This window comes from Mycobacteroides franklinii, from assembly GCF_002013895.1.
GTDB lineage: Bacteria > Actinomycetota > Actinomycetes > Mycobacteriales > Mycobacteriaceae > Mycobacterium > Mycobacterium franklinii.
This window is the reverse complement of sequence record NZ_MAFQ01000011.1, coordinates 150,278-165,843: the sequence shown is the minus strand read 5'-3', so window position 1 is coordinate 165,843 and position 15,566 is coordinate 150,278. Positions and strand designations below refer to the sequence as shown.

Sequence of the window (15,566 nt, the reverse complement as noted above, 5' to 3'; positions counted from 1 at the left end):
GGCTCCGCCGCATTCCTACGATCGCCGGGTGGCTGATCGCTATGGCACCGATATTTTGTCCAACAACCCGCATTCCCCGCGGCGTCCTCAATCAACCGAGGTCGCGGCGATCAAGGGCTTGGTAGTCGAGGATGCCCAGACCGGGTTCGTGGGTGCCGTCGTGCGCATCGAGTATGGCCGGATGGACCTGGAGGACCGACACGGTCGGGTCCGCGGATTCCCGGTGGGCCCGGGATATCTCATCGACGGTAAGCCGGTGATCCTCAAGGAGCCACTGCGGCACACGCCCACCAAACAGACCCGAAGCGCATCGGGATCGGTTGCGGTCCATGGTCTTAAGGCGCGCACCGCGTTGGCCAGTCGGATCTACGTGGAGGGTCGCCACGATGCCGAGCTCGTAGAGCAAGTGTGGGGACATGACCTGCGCGTCGAGGGCGTCGTCGTGGAGTATCTGGGCGGGGTGGACGACTTGGCCGCCATCGTGAAGGAATTCCAGCCCGGTCCGGGCCGTCGGCTCGGGGTGCTGGTCGATCACCTGGTCAAGGGATCGAAGGAGTCGCGGATCGCCGAGACGGTGCAGAAGGGCCCCTACGGCGCGCACACCCTGGTGGTGGGGCACCCGTTCGTGGACATCTGGCAGGCGGTGAAGCCCGAGCGGATCGGCCTGCATGCCTGGCCCACCGTCCCGCGCGACATCGAATGGAAGCACGGCATCTGTCAGGCTCTCGGCTGGCCGCACGGCAGCCAGACCGAGATCGCCGAGGCGTGGCGCCAAATCCGCGGCAAGGTGCGCACCTGGACGGACCTGGAGCCGGCCCTGATCGGCCGTGTTGAGGAACTGATCGATTTCGTCACGCAACCGGCGGGCTGAACCCGTCGGCCCGACGTGGTAAGCCTGAGACGTGTCAGACAGCCTGTTCGACGTGCCCGGAGGCGATTTTGGTTCGACGCCCATAGACCCAGGGGTGCCGCCCAACGCGCCGCTGGCGGTCCGGATGCGCCCCGCAACGCTCGATGAGGTGGTGGGGCAGGGGCATCTGCTCAAACAGGGCTCGCCGTTGCGTCGTCTGGTCGACGGATCCGGGGCCGCCTCGGTCATCCTGTACGGCCCCCCGGGTACCGGGAAAACAACTCTCGCATCGTTGATTTCGGGTGCAACCGGGCGCCGTTTCGAGGCGCTGTCGGCGCTGTCCGCCGGAGTGAAAGAGGTGCGGGCGGTCATCGACGATGCCCGCCGCGCCGCGGTTCACGGTCGCCAGACGGTGCTCTTCATCGATGAGGTGCACCGGTTCTCCAAGACACAGCAGGATGCGCTGCTCGCGGCCGTCGAGAACCGGGTGGTGCTGTTGGTGGCCGCAACCACCGAGAACCCCTCCTTCTCCGTCGTGGCACCGCTGCTCTCGCGCTCGCTGATCCTGCAGTTGCAGCCGTTGGGCGACAACGATATTCGTGAAGTGCTCACCCGGGCGATCGCCGATGAGCGCGGGCTCGGTGGTGCGGTGGCGGTAGATCCCGAGGCGCTCGGCCTGCTGGCACAGCTCGCGGCGGGCGACGCGCGGCGAGCGTTGACGGCTTTGGAAGTCGCCGCGGAGACCGCGGGGGGAGCCGGCGGGACCGTGACCGTCGAGGTGGTCGAGCAGTCGGTGGATCGGGCCGCGGTGCGCTACGACCGCGATGGCGACCAGCACTACGACGTGGTAAGCGCCTTCATCAAGTCGATCCGCGGCTCCGATGTGGATGCCGCGCTGCACTACCTGGCGCGCATGCTGATCGCGGGCGAGGATCCGCGCTTCGTCGCCCGGCGGCTGATGATCCTTGCCAGTGAGGATGTCGGCATGGCCGATCCCACGGCATTACCGCTGGCGGTGGCGGCGGCGCAGACGGTGCAGCTGATCGGGATGCCGGAGGCGCAGCTGACCCTGACGCACGCCGTCATACATCTGGCCACGGCGCCGAAATCAGGAGCGGTCCCGGCGGCGTTGGGCGCCGCGATGGGCGATATTCGCGCGGGGAAGGCAGGGCTGGTGCCACCGCATCTGCGCGACGGCCATTACAGCGGGGCAGCCAAACTCGGTAATGCGGTGGGTTATGTGTATCCGCACAACGACCGCGATGGCGTGGTGGCACAGCAATACCCGCCCGATGAGCTGGTCGGTGCCGACTACTACCAGCCCACCGATCACGGCAACGAACGCGAGATCGCATCGCGGCTGGACAAGTTGCGCGCCATCATTCGGCGCGGCCTCAAGGGATGAACCGCACACTCGGCATACTGAAGGCATGACGTTACGTACGCGTTTGGCTGCGGGCGGATTACTCGTATCGCTGGCCGTGATAGCAGCACCCGCACAGGCCTGGGCGGATCCGGACCCAGATCCGGGACCCGACGCGCCCTTCGAAGACCCAGGCCCACCGCCACCTGCGCCGGTCGATCCATGGGTGGAGCAGTACGGACGCGATGTCGGGGCGGGAGCCGCCGGAAACGCCGCCGAGGCGGGTGCGGGCATCCTGCTGGGCCCATTCCTGGGGCCGTTCACCGGGTTGGCCACCGCGCCCATCGGTGGTGCCGTCGACAGCTCGATCCGCGACGCGCCGAGCGCCCCCTAGCGGCTGCGCTACCGACCGAACAGGCCGCGGATGCCCCGGCGCGTCGGCACCTCTGGGGCAGGGGTTGGGCGTTCCGCGTGAAGATTCATACGAGAGATTCGTCCGATGTCGTCGAATTCGATCGCGATCTCGCCGTCCGGTGCCACGAGATGCGCCAAATTATCTGTCTCCCAGCGGGTATCGAGACCGCGTAGCAGCGCGTACGACTGCAAGGCTTTGCGACTGTCGAACAGCACACCTTGATCGAGGGTTTCGGTGATCACCCGGGGGATTCGGATGACCGATGGGTCGGCAAGGGCCACCGCGGGTCCTTCCAGGAGCAGCCAGACCCGAGTGCGTCCGCCTGTCGGGCCTGAGTAATGGGCGTACTTGCCCGAAACCGATTTGGCAGCCAGCGTCAGTCGATGAGCGATATCGATCGCGGTGTCGTCATCGAGCGGGATCTGCGCGGAAGTGAGTTCGGGAATGCCGTTGGCTTCGCCATAGTCGCGGATCGTGCCTGCCAGTGCGATCACACCGTCAGGGAAGCCGTTGACGTTCTCCCAGCCCCATAGCCAGCTGCCGGCCTCCGGCGAGGCTGAACCGAGGAAGTCGCACGACAACGTGGTCGGCGGATCTGAGTGGAACACGAATGATTGGCTCGGAAGGTCGACATCCCAGGCAGCCTGACCCGGACCGTCGAGCAGCTCTTGTTGATGCTCGGTCGATAGGAAGGCCGCACGGTCGATCAGATCTTGCAGTCCGCTGCTCGATTCCACGTCGGAAGAATACGGTTTCAGCATGCCGGAACGGTTCGGGTCCGGTGGCGCACGCGAGCGCCTGACGACCACGTGCAGGGGCGCAATTGCTGCGCTCGTTGTCGATGCCCGTCCGTACCTATCAGAGGTCGATTTCCGGTTAGCTCGGCGCAGTGTGACGGATCAGATACTCGGTGGCGGTACCGCCTGACCTTGGCGTATACCGGCCATAGGCGGGCGCACCGGTAGGGTGGTCCGGTCAGATTCCCCAGCTACACGCAAGGACGACATGCAGACACACGAGATCCGGAAGCGATTCCTGGACCACTTCGTGAACGCCGGTCACACCGAGGTACCGAGCGCTTCGGTGATCCTCGACGACCCCAACCTGCTGTTCGTCAACGCCGGCATGGTCCAGTTCGTGCCGTTCTTTCTGGGGCAGCGCACCCCGCCGTACAACACGGCCACCAGCGTCCAGAAGTGCATTCGCACCCCGGACATCGACGAGGTGGGCATCACCACCCGGCACAACACGTTCTTCCAGATGGCCGGCAACTTCTCGTTCGGTGACTACTTCAAGCGGGAAGCGATCCGGCTCGCCTGGACGCTGCTGACGAACCCGGTCTCCGAGGGCGGCTACGGATTCGGTCCGGAGAAGTTGTGGGCCACCGTCTATCTCGATGACGACGAGGCCATCGAGCTGTGGCAGGAGATCGCCGGACTGCCGCTGGATCGGATTCAGCGCCGCGGAATGGCCGACAATTACTGGTCCATGGGCATCCCCGGCCCGTGCGGCCCGTGTTCGGAGATCTACTACGACCGCGGCCCCGAGTACGGCATCGAGGGTGGCCCGGAGGCCAACGAGGACCGCTACATCGAGATCTGGAATCTCGTGTTCATGCAGAACGAGCGTGGCGAGGGCACCTCCAAGACGGACTTCGAGATCCTCGGGCCGCTGCCGCGTCAGAACATCGACACCGGCATGGGCGTCGAGCGCATCGCGTGTCTGCTGCAGGGTGTCGACAACGTCTATGAAACCGACCTCGTGCGGCCGGTCATCGACTGTGTGGCGGCGGTTGCCCCGCGTGGGTACGGGCAAGGCAGCCACGAGGACGACGTCCGCTACCGGGTCATCGGCGATCACGCTCGCACCGCGGCGATCATCATCGGTGACGGGGTCAGCCCCGGCAACGAAGGCCGCGGCTACGTGCTGCGCCGCCTGCTGCGCCGGATCATCCGCTCCACCAAGTTGCTTGGCGTCGAACAGCCCATGATGGGCGAGCTGATGGCCGTGGTGCGTGACGAGATGGGCCCGTCCTACCCCGAGTTGGTGACCGACTTCGAACGCATCAGCCGCATCGCCGTCGCCGAGGAGACCGCGTTCAACCGCACCCTGGCTTCTGGGTCCAAGCTGTTCGAGGATGCCGCGGACAAGACGAAAACGGCCGGAAAGAGCACGCTTTCGGGTAGCGATGCGTTCACCCTGCACGACACGTATGGATTCCCCATCGAGCTGACCCTCGAAATGGCGGCCGAGGCCGGGCTTTCGGTGGACGAGAACGGCTTCCGGGATCTGATGAACGAGCAGCGGCAGCGCGCCAAGGCTGATGCTGCCGCGCGCAAGCACGCCCATGCGGACCTGACGGCGTACCGCGAACTTGTCGATGCGGGCCCCACCGAGTTCACCGGGTTCGACGAATTGGATTCCCAGGCAACGATTCTGGGCATCTTCGTCGACGGTGCCCGGGTTCCGGTCGCCTCGGCGGGAGTCGACGCCGAAATCGTGCTCGATCGCACACCGCTGTACGCCGAATCAGGCGGGCAGATCGCCGATATCGGTTCCATTCGTGGAGACGGGACCAACGCGACATCGCAGGCGAAGGTGTCTGATGTCCAGAAGATCGCCAAAACGCTGTTCGTGCACAAGGTCACGGTGGAATCCGGCGAATTCGTCGAGGGTGACCAGGTGGTGGCCTCGGTGGACCGGCACTGGCGGCACGGCGCAACGCAGGGCCACTCGGGTACGCACATGGTGCACGGCGCACTGCGGCAGGTGTTGGGCCCCAACGCTGTTCAGGCAGGGTCGCTGAATCGGCCTGGATATCTGCGTTTCGACTTCAGTTGGCAGGGCGCGCTCTCGGAGGCGCAGCGGCAAGAAGTAGAAGACGTTGCCAACAAGGCAGTCGAGGCCAACTACCCCGTCAATACCTTCGTCACCGATTTGGACCAGGCGAAGTCGATGGGTGCGATGGCACTGTTCGGTGAGAACTACGGTGATCGGGTCCGCGTCGTCGATATCGGCGGACCGTTCTCCCTGGAGCTGTGCGGTGGTACCCACGTCGCGCACTCCTCGCAGATCGGACCCGTCACGCTGCTGGGGGAGTCCTCGGTGGGCTCCGGTGTCCGCCGAGTGGAGGCGTATGTCGGCCTGGATGCGTTCCGGTATCTCTCGAAGGAACGTGCGTTGATGGCGGCGCTTTCCTCGAGTCTGAAGGTGCCCTCCGAGGAGGTACCAGGTCGAGTCGCCACGCTGGTGGAACGGCTCAAGGTGGCCGAAAAAGAGCTGGAACAAACACGTTTGGCCTCGGTGAAGGCCTCCATCGCGACATTGGTGGCCAACGCGGAACGCATCGGCGGCACCACCGTGGTGGCGCACCGGCTACCAGACGGAACCGGCGCGGGTGACCTGCGCAGTCTGGTGGGTGACATCCGCGGCCGCCTCGGCAGTGACCCCGCCGTCGTCGCGTTGATCGCCGCCGGCGACGGTTCGGTGCCCTTCGTGGTGTCGGTCAACCAGGCCGCGCAAGACGCCGGGCTGCGCGCCAACGACCTCGTCGGCGCTATCGGTCAGGCGGTGGACGGCCGGGGCGGCGGCAAACCCGATACGGCGCAGGGCTCGGGTAAGAATCCGGCAGGCATCGACGCGGCGCTCCATGCGCTGCGTGAACAGATCCGCCGGGCTTGAGCCGAGTGCCCGACAGCATGGATGAGCCGCTTGCGGAAAACCCGGCAAGCGAAACCCCAACCCCGGATCGTCCCGGCCCCGACGATCCGGGCCGAGGCCGTCGGCTGGGTGTGGATGTGGGTACCGTCAGGATCGGGATCGCATCGAGTGACCCCGATGGAATTCTTGCTACGCCGGTTCAGACGGTCGCGCGAGATGCTAAGGGCGACAGTGATTTCCGCCGTATCGTGGAAATGGTCGAGGAGATGAGCGTGGTCGAGGTCGTCGTCGGCCTGCCGCGCAACCTGCGTGAGGGTACTGGGTCGTCGGCGCGCGACGCGGTGGGATTCGCCCGCGCGTTGGGCGCACGGATCGCCCCGGTACCGGTGCGGTTAGTGGACGAGCGTTTCACTACTACTACCGCCCAGCGTTCTCTGCGTGAGGCAGGAGTACGGTCTCGTCAGCAGCGCGGCATCATCGACCAGGCGGCAGCAGTGGCCATTCTGCAGGATTGGCTCGAGCAGCGGCGCCGGTGTGGCAGTGAAGGGGACACGCGTTGAGCGACCGGCGCGACTGGGACGATCGCCAGGAGCACGTTGACGACGACTGGGGAGGCGGCCGCCGGGCCGTCCCGGTCGCTGTCGGCCCCCGCCCTCGAGAGACTCGCCGGGAACGGGCGCGGCGCAGGGCGGCGGCCCGGCGTCGTCGCAACGCCGGAATCCTAGGGCTGGCGGCGGTTGTCATCATCACGGTCGCTGCCGTCGTGGGTGGAGCCAAGCTGTGGGACAGCCTGTTCGGTGCCGACCACCCGGTCACCGATTACTCGGGGTCCGGGGTCAAGGATTTCGTGTTTGAGGTGCACCGCGGCGACACCACCAAGGTCATCGGTCAGCGCCTGAAGGATGAGGGTGTGGTGGCGACCCCCAGCGCGTTTACTGACGCCGCTCAGGGCAATCAGGCCATCGCCGCGATCCAGCCCGGTTTCTACAAGCTGCGCACCAAGATTCCCGGCAAGGACGCCGTCACGCGCCTTGCCGAGCAAGAAAACCGAGTCGGACTGCTGGTCATCCCGGAGGGCCGACAGCTCGATGACGTCTCCGCGGTAGCCAACGGCGCGGTCACCGAAGGCATCTTCACCCTGATCGCCCGCGCCTCCTGTGTGGACCTGGACGGAGACAAACACTGTGTGGCCGCCTCGGATCTACGGCAGGCCGCCACGACGGCGTCGCAGTCCGAGCTCGCCGTCCCGGAATGGGCATCCAACGGAGTCAACGCCGTGCGCGACGATCATCGCCGCATCGAAGGGCTGATCGCCGCCGGACGGTGGGATTTCGATCCGATGGCCGAGCCGGAGCAGATCCTGGCCTCCCTGATCCGGGAAAGTAACGCGCAGTACCAGCAGCTCGGACTGTTGAACGCCGAGGCGGCGGGATTGTCGCCCTACGAGGTGCTGGTGGTGGCCTCGCTGCTGCAAAGGGAAGCTAAACCTCGCGACTTCGCGAAGGTGGCGCGGGTCGTCTACAACCGGCTGGCCAAGCATCAGAAACTGGAATTCGACTCCACGGTGAACTACCCGCTGGACCGGCAGGAAGTCGCGACCACAGACGATGACCGCGAGCGTAAGACACTGTGGAATACCTATGTGTCGCAGGGCCTTCCGGTCACACCCATCAGTTCTCCCAGTCCGGAGGCGCTGCAGGCGGCCGAGCATCCCGAGGCGGGGGACTGGCTGTACTTCGTCACCATCGACTCCGAGGGCACCACGCTATTCACTGCCGATTACAACGAGCATCTGTCAAACATCGAGCTGGCCAAGAAGAACGGCATCTTGGACAGTGCGCGCTGACGTTCGCCGCGCTGCGGTCCTGGGCTCGCCGATCGGGCATTCGCGTTCGCCCGATCTGCACCTGGCGGCCTACCGCGAGCTGGGTCTGACCGGTTGGACCTACGAACGAATTGAGTGCACGGCCGCTCAGCTGCCCCATGTGGTCGGCGGCGCCGGGCCCGAGTGGGTGGGTTTCTCGGTGACCATGCCCGGTAAGTTCGCCGCGCTGGAGGTCGCATCGAGCTCTACCGACCGCGCACGGTCGATTGGCGCGGCCAATACGTTGGTGCACTCGGGTGAGGGCTGGCATGCCGACAACACCGATGTCGATGGAGTATCTGGAGCGTTGACGGGGGCCGGCATCGATCCGGCCGGTCAGCCCGCGGTGATTGTGGGTGCCGGCGGCACCGCGCGTCCGGCGATTGTGGCGCTCGCGGCGATGGGTGTGCAGTCCCTGACGGTGGTGGCCCGTGACGCGGGCCGGGCGCAGGGCGTTCTCGATCTTGCCGAGCAGGTAGGTCTGCCGGCCTCGGTGCTCGGATTCGAGGATGAAGCCCTGCCCTCGCTCTGCCGGGCGTCGGGAGTGCTGGTGAGCACGGTGCCCGCCGAAGCTGCCGCGCCGCACGTGCAGTCCCTGGCGACGGCACCGGCGATTCTCGACGTCATCTATCACCCCTGGCCCACCGCTCTGGCCGAAGCAGCGCGGAGCCGCGGCGCGACCGTGGTCGGTGGCCTGGAAATGCTGCTCAACCAGGCGTTCACCCAGGTGGAGCTGTTTACCGGGCGGCCTGCGCCACGGGCGGCGATGGCCGCCGCCCTGCGCTGAACGTTCGGCAATCCGGCGTTGTCGGCCAGTTGTCCTCGTGAGATTCAGACTCGTAAATGCCGGTAGGACCTGCGGGAATCAAATTCATGGGACTTTTGGTCCCATCAGGTGTTGCATGGGATGTCGCGTCCCAGTAAATTGGGGGGTAATTCGAGGAGGAAGCAATGCCGCTTTACACCGTCCCCGGGCCGAGCGATTTCGACGCGGAGTACTTGCAGACCCTGCACACGCTGTCCGAAGGCTCGGTGCGCCTGCACTTCGATCCCTTCACGGACATCGACTGGGATGCGCCCGATTACCAAATCGATCGCAACGATCCGCGCTGGGTCCTGAATCCGGAGCTGGACACGCTCGGCGCCACGCAGTGGTACCGGGATCTGCCGCTGGACCGTCAAATCGAGATCGGTCGCTGGCGGCTGGCCAATAGCGTCAAAGTGGGGCTTGCCTTCGAGAGCATTCTGATCCGCGGCATGATGCAGTACCTCATGAAGCTGCCGAACGGCTCGCCGGAGTTCCGCTACTGCCTCCACGAGATGACCGAGGAGTGCAACCACATCCAGATGTTCCAGGAGCTCGTCAACCGTATCGGTGACGATGTCCCCGGCATGCGCAAGTGGTTCCGCAGGCTGTCGCCGATCATCGGCGTGGCGGGTGGCTGGGCCCATGTGGTGCTCTTCATCGGCATCCTTGGTGGCGAGGAGCCCATCGACCACTACCAGAAGTCGTTGATCCGCAAGGACGTCGACCTACCGCCGGCTGTTCGCCGCACGATGGAGATCCACGTCGCCGAAGAGGCGCGGCACATCTCCTTTGCCGGTGAATTCCTGCGCGTGCACATGCCGCTGATGAGCGCGCGTAAGCGCGCGCTGTGCACCCTCTTGTTCCCGATCGTCATGAAATTACTGGCGAACGAGATCATGATTCCGCCACGGTCCTTCGCCGCCGAGTTCGGCATCCCCCGTGAAGTCTTCAAACAGGCCTTCTGGCGTAGTGCGCACGCTCGGCACACCCTTTCCGAGTACTTCGGGGATATGCGCAAGCTCACCGAGGACATCGGAATGCGTCCATGGTGGGTGCGCCCGCTGTGGAAGGTGCTGCACATCGACGGTCGTCCGTCGCGGTACCGCAGCGAGCCCGACCGCTCACACGCGGGCGCGCCGCTAGCGGTTGGCGCCTGACAGCTTGGCCAGTGCGGCCATCAGGTCGGTCGTCGGGTCCAACGACACGCCGACCGAGCCGCCCGCTCCGTCCAATACGTACCAGACATAGTTCGCCAGATCCTCGACGATCTCGGTGCGAGTGCGTACGGGTTCGGTTTCTCGTAGCCACCGGGAGAGGCTTCCTTCGACCATGGTCACCACGGCATAGGTGACCGATTCGAAGGGGCTGTAGTCAATTCCGAGCAGCTCGGTGATCGGAACCAAGACCCCGCGTACACGTTGTTCCATGCGCACCTTGACCGTGCTGATCGCGTCGACAGCCGGATCGTCATCGGTGGCCCCGGACCGCATGAACTCGTAGCGATGTGGGTAGTCGGTCATCCAATCCAGAACGGCCCGAATGGTTCTGGTGGCGATGTCGATGATCGAACCTTCGGTGACATCGAGCTGTGAGGAGATCGTCGTATCGAAGTCCTCGAGCAGATGCGAGCGGATCCGGCGGTCCAGATCCTCGCGGCCTTCGAACTGCCGGTACACCACGGACTTGGCCAGTCCGGCCCGCTTGGCGATCGATTGCACGGGAATCTCGGTGCCGGGCTGTGTTTCGTCGAGTAGCGCGACGGCAGACTCCACGATCCGGGTCTGTCGAGCGGAGTTATGCCGTTCCCAACGTGCCTCGTGCCCGGTTCGTGAGCGCTCTTGGGCATCGCTATCCGGCACCGGTTGAGTCTATCGACCCGAATCAGGCTTCGATGCCACACAGAAGATCCGGCGGAATCCGAACGGTGTCACATCGCCGGAGCGCGGGTAGGCGTGCCGAAGCAGCGTTGCGTATTCCACCTCGAACTCTGGGAATTCATCGGCCGTAAGTGCCGAGATGACGGGCCGTAGACCGGTGCCGTGCACCCACCGCAGGACGGGATCATCGCCGCCGAGCAGATGCACATACGTGGTCTCCCAGGCATCTGGAACCAGGCCGGCGGAAATCGCCAGGCGCGCATAATCTTCAGCGCTGTCGGTGCTCTCGGTCCCGCGCAGTACCCCACCCAGGCGGGCTGCCCAGCGCGGCGATTCGGCGACCTGGCGCATCAACGCGTGCGAGGGTGCGCCGAAATTGCCCGGAACCTGGAAGGCCAGCCACCCGCCGGGGTTGAGCTGCTGGGCCCATCCGGCAATGAGGTCGCGATGCTGCGGAAGCCATTGCAACGCGGCATTTGTGAACACCACGTCCACACCATCGGCGCGGAAGTCGGCGATATCGCCTTGTTCGAGACGCAGGTTGGCAGGTAGGTCTGCGGGGGCGGTGGCGAGCAGCTCGGCAGAAGAATCCAGGCCGAGTACCGAGGCGTTCGGCCAGCGGTGTGCCAACTCGACCGTCAGGACTCCACTGGCGCAACCCAAATCAACGACGGTGCGCGGATCAGAGGTTGGGATACGTGAAAGAAGTTCGAAGAACGGGCGACTGCGTTCATCGCCGAAACGGCTGTATTCCTGCGGGCTCCACTGGGTTTTCGGGGTACTCGTCACTGTTCCGAATCTAACCTCGCGGCGTTACATTCCCCACATGGTTTACGGGGCGGGGGTGGCGGTGCTGTGCTGGATGGCGGCATTGTCGTATTTCGATATCAGGTATCGGAGACTGCCGAACTGGCTGACCCTGCCCGCAGCGGTCGCGGTTGTCGCGGTGGCGTTGATCGAGCGCAGCCCGTCGATGGTGGCGGGCGCGGCAGTGCTGACGGGCCTGTACCTGGCCGCGCATCTGCTGTCGCCGCGCGCGATGGGTGCCGGTGACGTGAAGCTCGCCTTCGGGACCGGCGGCCTGACCGGGGCGTTCGGATTGGACGCGTGGTTCCTGGCAGCCATTGGAGCGCCGCTGGTGACTGGGCTGATCGGCATCGTGCTCATGGCCTTCGGGCGTCGGGGAGCATCGGTTCCACATGGGCCGTCGATGTGCCTGGCGACGGTTGTGGCGGTCGGGTTGTGCGCACTGGCGCCGGATATCTGACAGAGAAGCATCTGCTGTGCCGATCGATTTGGAGGACCGACCTGCCCGCATGGGACAATGGCGCACGTGTTGCGCTGGATCACGGCAGGTGAATCGCACGGACGCGCGCTGGTCGCGGTCTTGGAAGGCATGGTCGCTGGTGTCGAACTGACATCGGACGACATCGGCAGGCAGCTGGCGCGTCGTCGCCTGGGCTATGGCCGCGGTGCCCGTATGGCATTTGAGGCCGATCAGGTCACGATGCTCGGCGGCGTACGCCACGGCCTGACCTTGGGCGGTCCGTTGGCGATCGAGGTCGGCAACACCGAATGGCCCAAGTGGGAGACCGTGATGTCCCCGGACCCGGTCGACCCCGCCGAGCTGGAGAACATCGCGCGCAATGCGCCGCTCACCCGGCCCCGGCCCGGGCACGCCGACTACGCGGGCATGCTCAAGTACGGATTCGACGACGCCCGTCCGGTGCTCGAACGTGCCAGCGCGCGCGAGACCGCGGCACGTGTGGCGGTGGGCACCGTCGCCAAGGCGTTCCTCAAGCAGGCATTGGGCGTCGACGTGATCTCGCACGTCATCTCCATCGGTGACTCGGAGCCGTATGACGGGCCGGTTCCCGGCGCCGCGGATCTAGCCGCCATCGACGCCAGCCCGGTGCGAGCGTTCGACGCGCAGGCCGAGCAATCGATGATCAGCGAGATCGAGGCCGCCAAGAAGGACGGTGACACCCTCGGTGGCGTCGTTGAGGTCGTGGTTGCCGGACTGCCCGTCGGTCTCGGATCGTTCATCAGCGGAGATGACCGGCTGGACAGCCAGCTGGCCGCGGCCATCATGGGCATCCAGGCCATCAAGGGTGTCGAGATCGGCGACGGATTCACCACCGCGCGCCGCCGTGGCAGCGCTGCTCACGACGAGATCTACCCCGGCCCCGACGGCATCCTGCGCTCGACCAATCGTGCCGGTGGCCTGGAAGGCGGCATGACCAACGGCCAGCCACTGCGAGTGCGGGCGGCCATGAAGCCCATCTCGACCGTCCCGCGAGCGTTGGCGACGGTGGACATGTCCACTGGGGACGAGGCCGTTGCGATTCACCAGCGTTCGGACGTGTGCGCGGTTCCGGCCGCCGGAGTGGTCGCCGAGGCGATGGTCGCGCTGGTGCTGGCCCGCGCCGCACTGGAGAAGTTCGGTGGCGATTCCCTGTCCGAGACCACCACCAATGTCGGTGCGTACCTTGATGCGGTGGCGCAGCGGGAGCCACGCCGAGAATCCTCCACGGGATGAGCCCCAAAGCCGTCCTCGTCGGGCTGCCCGGATCGGGTAAGTCCACCATCGGACGTCGGCTGGCAAAAGCGTTGGACGTCAACATCTATGACACCGACGCCGGTATCGAAACCGAGGCCGGGCGCACCATCGCCGATATCTTCGCCACCGACGGTGAACCGGAGTTCCGGCGCCTGGAGGAATCGGTGATTCGGCAGGCCCTGGACCAACAAGATGGGGTCGTCTCGCTGGGCGGCGGCGCCGTGCTCACCCAGGGCGTTCGTGAAGCGCTCGCCGGACACACCGTGGTGTATCTGGAAATCAGTGCCGCCGAAGGTATTCGGCGCACCGGTGGCAGCGTGGTGCGTCCACTGCTGGCGGGGCCGGACCGCGCCGAGAAATATCACGCACTGATGTCGCAGCGGGTGCCGCTGTACCGCGAGGTCGCCACCATCAAGGTGAACACCGACAGGAGAAATCCGGGCGCGGTGGTGCGAATGATCGTCTCCCGGTTGGAGAACCCCGAGGGGAACGCCGGATCAGCCTCGTCCCGGCGACGACGTCCGCGTCGACGCCCCCGTTCACGGCGGCGTAGCTCGGGCGCCGCAGCGGCAGCCCAAACCAATACCTCCGAAACCAAGGAAAGAGCCGACAATGACTAGCGCCAACCCGACGACGATCAACGTCGAGGTGAACCCGCCCTACCCCGTCATCGTGGGGACGGGCCTGCTGGGTGAGCTGGTGGACGCGCTCAAGGGGTCCGACAAGGTGGCCATCCTGCACCAGCCGACGCTGGCGGTCACCGCCGAGGAGATTCGGAAAACTTTGGCCGAGACCGGAATCGAGGCACATCGCGTCGAAATTCCGGATGCGGAGGCGGGTAAAGATCTGGCCGTACTCGGCTTCATCTGGGAAGTGCTGGGCCGCATCGGGATCGGACGCAAAGACGCCGTCGTCAGCCTCGGGGGAGGGGCGGCCACCGACACCGCCGGATTCGCGGCTGCCACCTGGCTGCGCGGCGTGAAGGTAGTGCACGTGCCCACCACATTGCTCGCCATGGTGGACGCCGCGGTGGGTGGAAAGACCGGTATCAACACCGAGGCGGGCAAGAACCTCGTCGGCGCATTCCATCAGCCGGGGGCGGTGCTGGTGGACTTGGCGACTCTCGACTCATTGCCGCGCAACGAGATCGTCGCCGGAATGGCCGAAGTGGTGAAGGCAGGCTTTATCGCCGACCCGGCGATCCTGGACCTCATCGAGGCCGACCCGGAGGCGGCGATCGACCCGTCCAAGCCAGTGCTGCGTGAGCTCATCGAACGCTCTATCGCGGTGAAGGCCAAGGTAGTGGCGGCCGATGAGAAGGAAGCCGAGCTGCGCGAGATCCTCAACTACGGCCACACACTCGGTCACGCCATCGAGCGGCGCGAGCGTTACCGGTGGCGTCACGGCGCGGCGGTGTCGGTCGGGCTGGTGTTCGCCGCAGAACTGGGACGTTTGGCCGGGCGTCTGGACGACGAGACCGCCGATCGTCATGCGCGGGTGCTCTCGGCGCTGGGGCTGCCGATCAGTTACGACGCCGACGCGCTGGGGCAGCTTGTCGAATATATGCAGGGCGATAAGAAGACCCGTTCAGGCATACTGCGTTTCGTGGTGCTTGACGGGTTGGCCAAGCCGGGACGTTTGGAGGGGCCCGATCCGTCGCTGCTCGCCGCCGCCTACTCGGTGGTCGCGGGCGAGGCGCGTGGCGAAGGAGTGTTCCTGTGACGGTTCAGGTTCTCAACGGCCCCAATTTGGGACGCCTCGGCAAGCGGGAGGCCGCCGTCTACGGCAGCGCAACCTACGCGGACCTGGTAACTCTCATCGAGGCCGAGGCCGGCGCATTGGGTGTGGACGTTCAGGTGCGGCAGACCGACAGCGAAGCCGAACTGCTCGGCTGGGTTCACGATGCTGCTGATGCCAAGGACCCGGTCATCCTCAACGCCGGCGCATTCACCCACACGTCGGTGGCGCTGCGGGATGCGTGCGCCGAGCTGACCGCCGGATTGATCGAGGTGCATATCTCGAATGTGCATGCCCGCGAAGAGTTCCGGCACCACTCGTATCTCAGTGCGCTGGCGACCGGAGTGATCGTCGGGCTCGGTGTGCAGGGGTACCTGCTCGCCTTGCGCTACATCGCCGGAAATCTGACCGGCTCGTCGTAGCCTTCGGCGC

General features: G+C 65.7%; 17 protein-coding genes. 14 read left to right on the top strand and 3 right to left on the bottom strand.

Annotation, left to right across the window (positions count from 1 at the left end):
* Positions 1-28: 28 nt before the first annotated feature.
* Genes B4393_RS19705 through B4393_RS19695 form a run of 3 tightly spaced genes read left to right on the top strand, consistent with a single transcriptional unit; the run spans position 29 to position 2,607 of the window.
* Positions 29-871 (top strand): DUF3097 domain-containing protein, encoded by an 843-nt coding sequence (locus tag B4393_RS19705; protein WP_078335511.1) that lies wholly within the window; start codon positions 29-31, stop codon positions 869-871.
* Between the two features lie 31 nt (positions 872-902).
* On the top strand, positions 903-2,255 hold the full coding sequence (locus tag B4393_RS19700; protein ID WP_078335510.1) for a replication-associated recombination protein A: 1,353 nt from the start codon (positions 903-905) through the stop codon (positions 2,253-2,255).
* 25 nt (positions 2,256-2,280) lie between these two features.
* Positions 2,281-2,607: a hypothetical protein gene (locus tag B4393_RS19695; RefSeq protein WP_078335509.1), complete on the top strand. Its 327-nt coding sequence runs from the start codon at positions 2,281-2,283 to the stop codon at positions 2,605-2,607.
* A gap of 8 nt (positions 2,608-2,615) precedes the next feature.
* On the opposite strand, the gene B4393_RS19690 is transcribed toward B4393_RS19695, so the two are convergent.
* Positions 2,616-3,365, bottom strand: coding sequence for a DUF6882 domain-containing protein (locus tag B4393_RS19690; protein WP_133052574.1), 750 nt, complete (start codon positions 3,363-3,365; stop codon positions 2,616-2,618).
* Between the two features lie 22 nt (positions 3,366-3,387).
* On the opposite strand from B4393_RS19690, the gene B4393_RS27580 reads away from it, so the two are divergent.
* From B4393_RS27580 to B4393_RS19665, 6 genes are all read left to right on the top strand, one after another.
* Positions 3,388-3,555: a hypothetical protein gene (locus B4393_RS27580; RefSeq protein WP_157901297.1), complete on the top strand. Its 168-nt coding sequence runs from the start codon at positions 3,388-3,390 to the stop codon at positions 3,553-3,555.
* Between the two features lie 78 nt (positions 3,556-3,633).
* Positions 3,634-6,309 (top strand): alanine--tRNA ligase, encoded by a 2,676-nt coding sequence (gene alaS, locus B4393_RS19685; RefSeq protein ID WP_078335507.1) that lies wholly within the window; start codon positions 3,634-3,636, stop codon positions 6,307-6,309.
* A gap of 17 nt (positions 6,310-6,326) precedes the next feature.
* Positions 6,327-6,848, top strand: coding sequence for a Holliday junction resolvase RuvX (gene ruvX / locus B4393_RS19680; protein WP_078335506.1), 522 nt, complete (start codon positions 6,327-6,329; stop codon positions 6,846-6,848).
* The gene (gene mltG / locus B4393_RS19675) at positions 6,845-8,134 is read left to right on the top strand and encodes an endolytic transglycosylase MltG (RefSeq protein WP_078335505.1); all 1,290 of its coding nucleotides are present in this window, start codon (positions 6,845-6,847) and stop codon (positions 8,132-8,134) included. Before ruvX ends, mltG begins: the two co-directional genes overlap by 4 nt.
* Positions 8,124-8,939 carry a shikimate dehydrogenase gene (locus B4393_RS19670; RefSeq protein WP_078335504.1) on the top strand — a complete coding sequence of 272 codons (816 nt, stop codon included), beginning with the start codon at positions 8,124-8,126 and terminating at the stop codon, positions 8,937-8,939. Before mltG ends, B4393_RS19670 begins: the two co-directional genes overlap by 11 nt.
* Positions 8,940-9,103: 164 nt before the next feature.
* Positions 9,104-10,117 carry an AurF N-oxygenase family protein gene (locus B4393_RS19665; protein WP_070939521.1) on the top strand — a complete coding sequence of 338 codons (1,014 nt, stop codon included), beginning with the start codon at positions 9,104-9,106 and terminating at the stop codon, positions 10,115-10,117.
* Here B4393_RS19665 and B4393_RS19660 read toward each other — a convergent pair.
* A complete protein-coding gene (locus B4393_RS19660; RefSeq protein WP_070939522.1) occupies positions 10,100-10,819 on the bottom strand; it encodes a TetR/AcrR family transcriptional regulator in 720 nt (239 codons plus the stop codon). The genes B4393_RS19665 and B4393_RS19660 overlap by 18 nt on opposite strands.
* A gap of 9 nt (positions 10,820-10,828) precedes the next feature.
* Positions 10,829-11,626 (bottom strand): methyltransferase domain-containing protein, encoded by a 798-nt coding sequence (locus B4393_RS19655; protein ID WP_078335503.1) that lies wholly within the window; start codon positions 11,624-11,626, stop codon positions 10,829-10,831.
* A 37-nt stretch (positions 11,627-11,663) separates the two neighbouring features.
* Between B4393_RS19655 and B4393_RS19650 the strand changes: the two genes are divergently transcribed.
* The 5 genes from B4393_RS19650 (at position 11,664) to aroQ (ending at position 15,556) form a co-directional block, all read left to right on the top strand.
* Positions 11,664-12,104 carry a prepilin peptidase gene (locus B4393_RS19650; protein WP_078335502.1) on the top strand — a complete coding sequence of 147 codons (441 nt, stop codon included), beginning with the start codon at positions 11,664-11,666 and terminating at the stop codon, positions 12,102-12,104.
* A gap of 66 nt (positions 12,105-12,170) precedes the next feature.
* Positions 12,171-13,376 carry a chorismate synthase gene (gene aroC / locus B4393_RS19645; protein ID WP_070940015.1) on the top strand — a complete coding sequence of 402 codons (1,206 nt, stop codon included), beginning with the start codon at positions 12,171-12,173 and terminating at the stop codon, positions 13,374-13,376.
* Entirely contained in the window at positions 13,373-14,017 is a 645-nt protein-coding gene (locus B4393_RS19640) for a shikimate kinase (RefSeq protein ID WP_078335501.1), read from the top strand. Before aroC ends, B4393_RS19640 begins: the two co-directional genes overlap by 4 nt.
* Entirely contained in the window at positions 14,010-15,119 is a 1,110-nt protein-coding gene (aroB, locus tag B4393_RS19635) for a 3-dehydroquinate synthase (RefSeq protein ID WP_078335500.1), read from the top strand. Before B4393_RS19640 ends, aroB begins: the two co-directional genes overlap by 8 nt.
* Positions 15,116-15,556: a type II 3-dehydroquinate dehydratase gene (gene aroQ / locus B4393_RS19630; RefSeq protein ID WP_078335499.1), complete on the top strand. Its 441-nt coding sequence runs from the start codon at positions 15,116-15,118 to the stop codon at positions 15,554-15,556. The genes aroB and aroQ overlap by 4 nt, the downstream gene beginning before the upstream one ends.
* Positions 15,557-15,566: the final 10 nt, after the last annotated feature.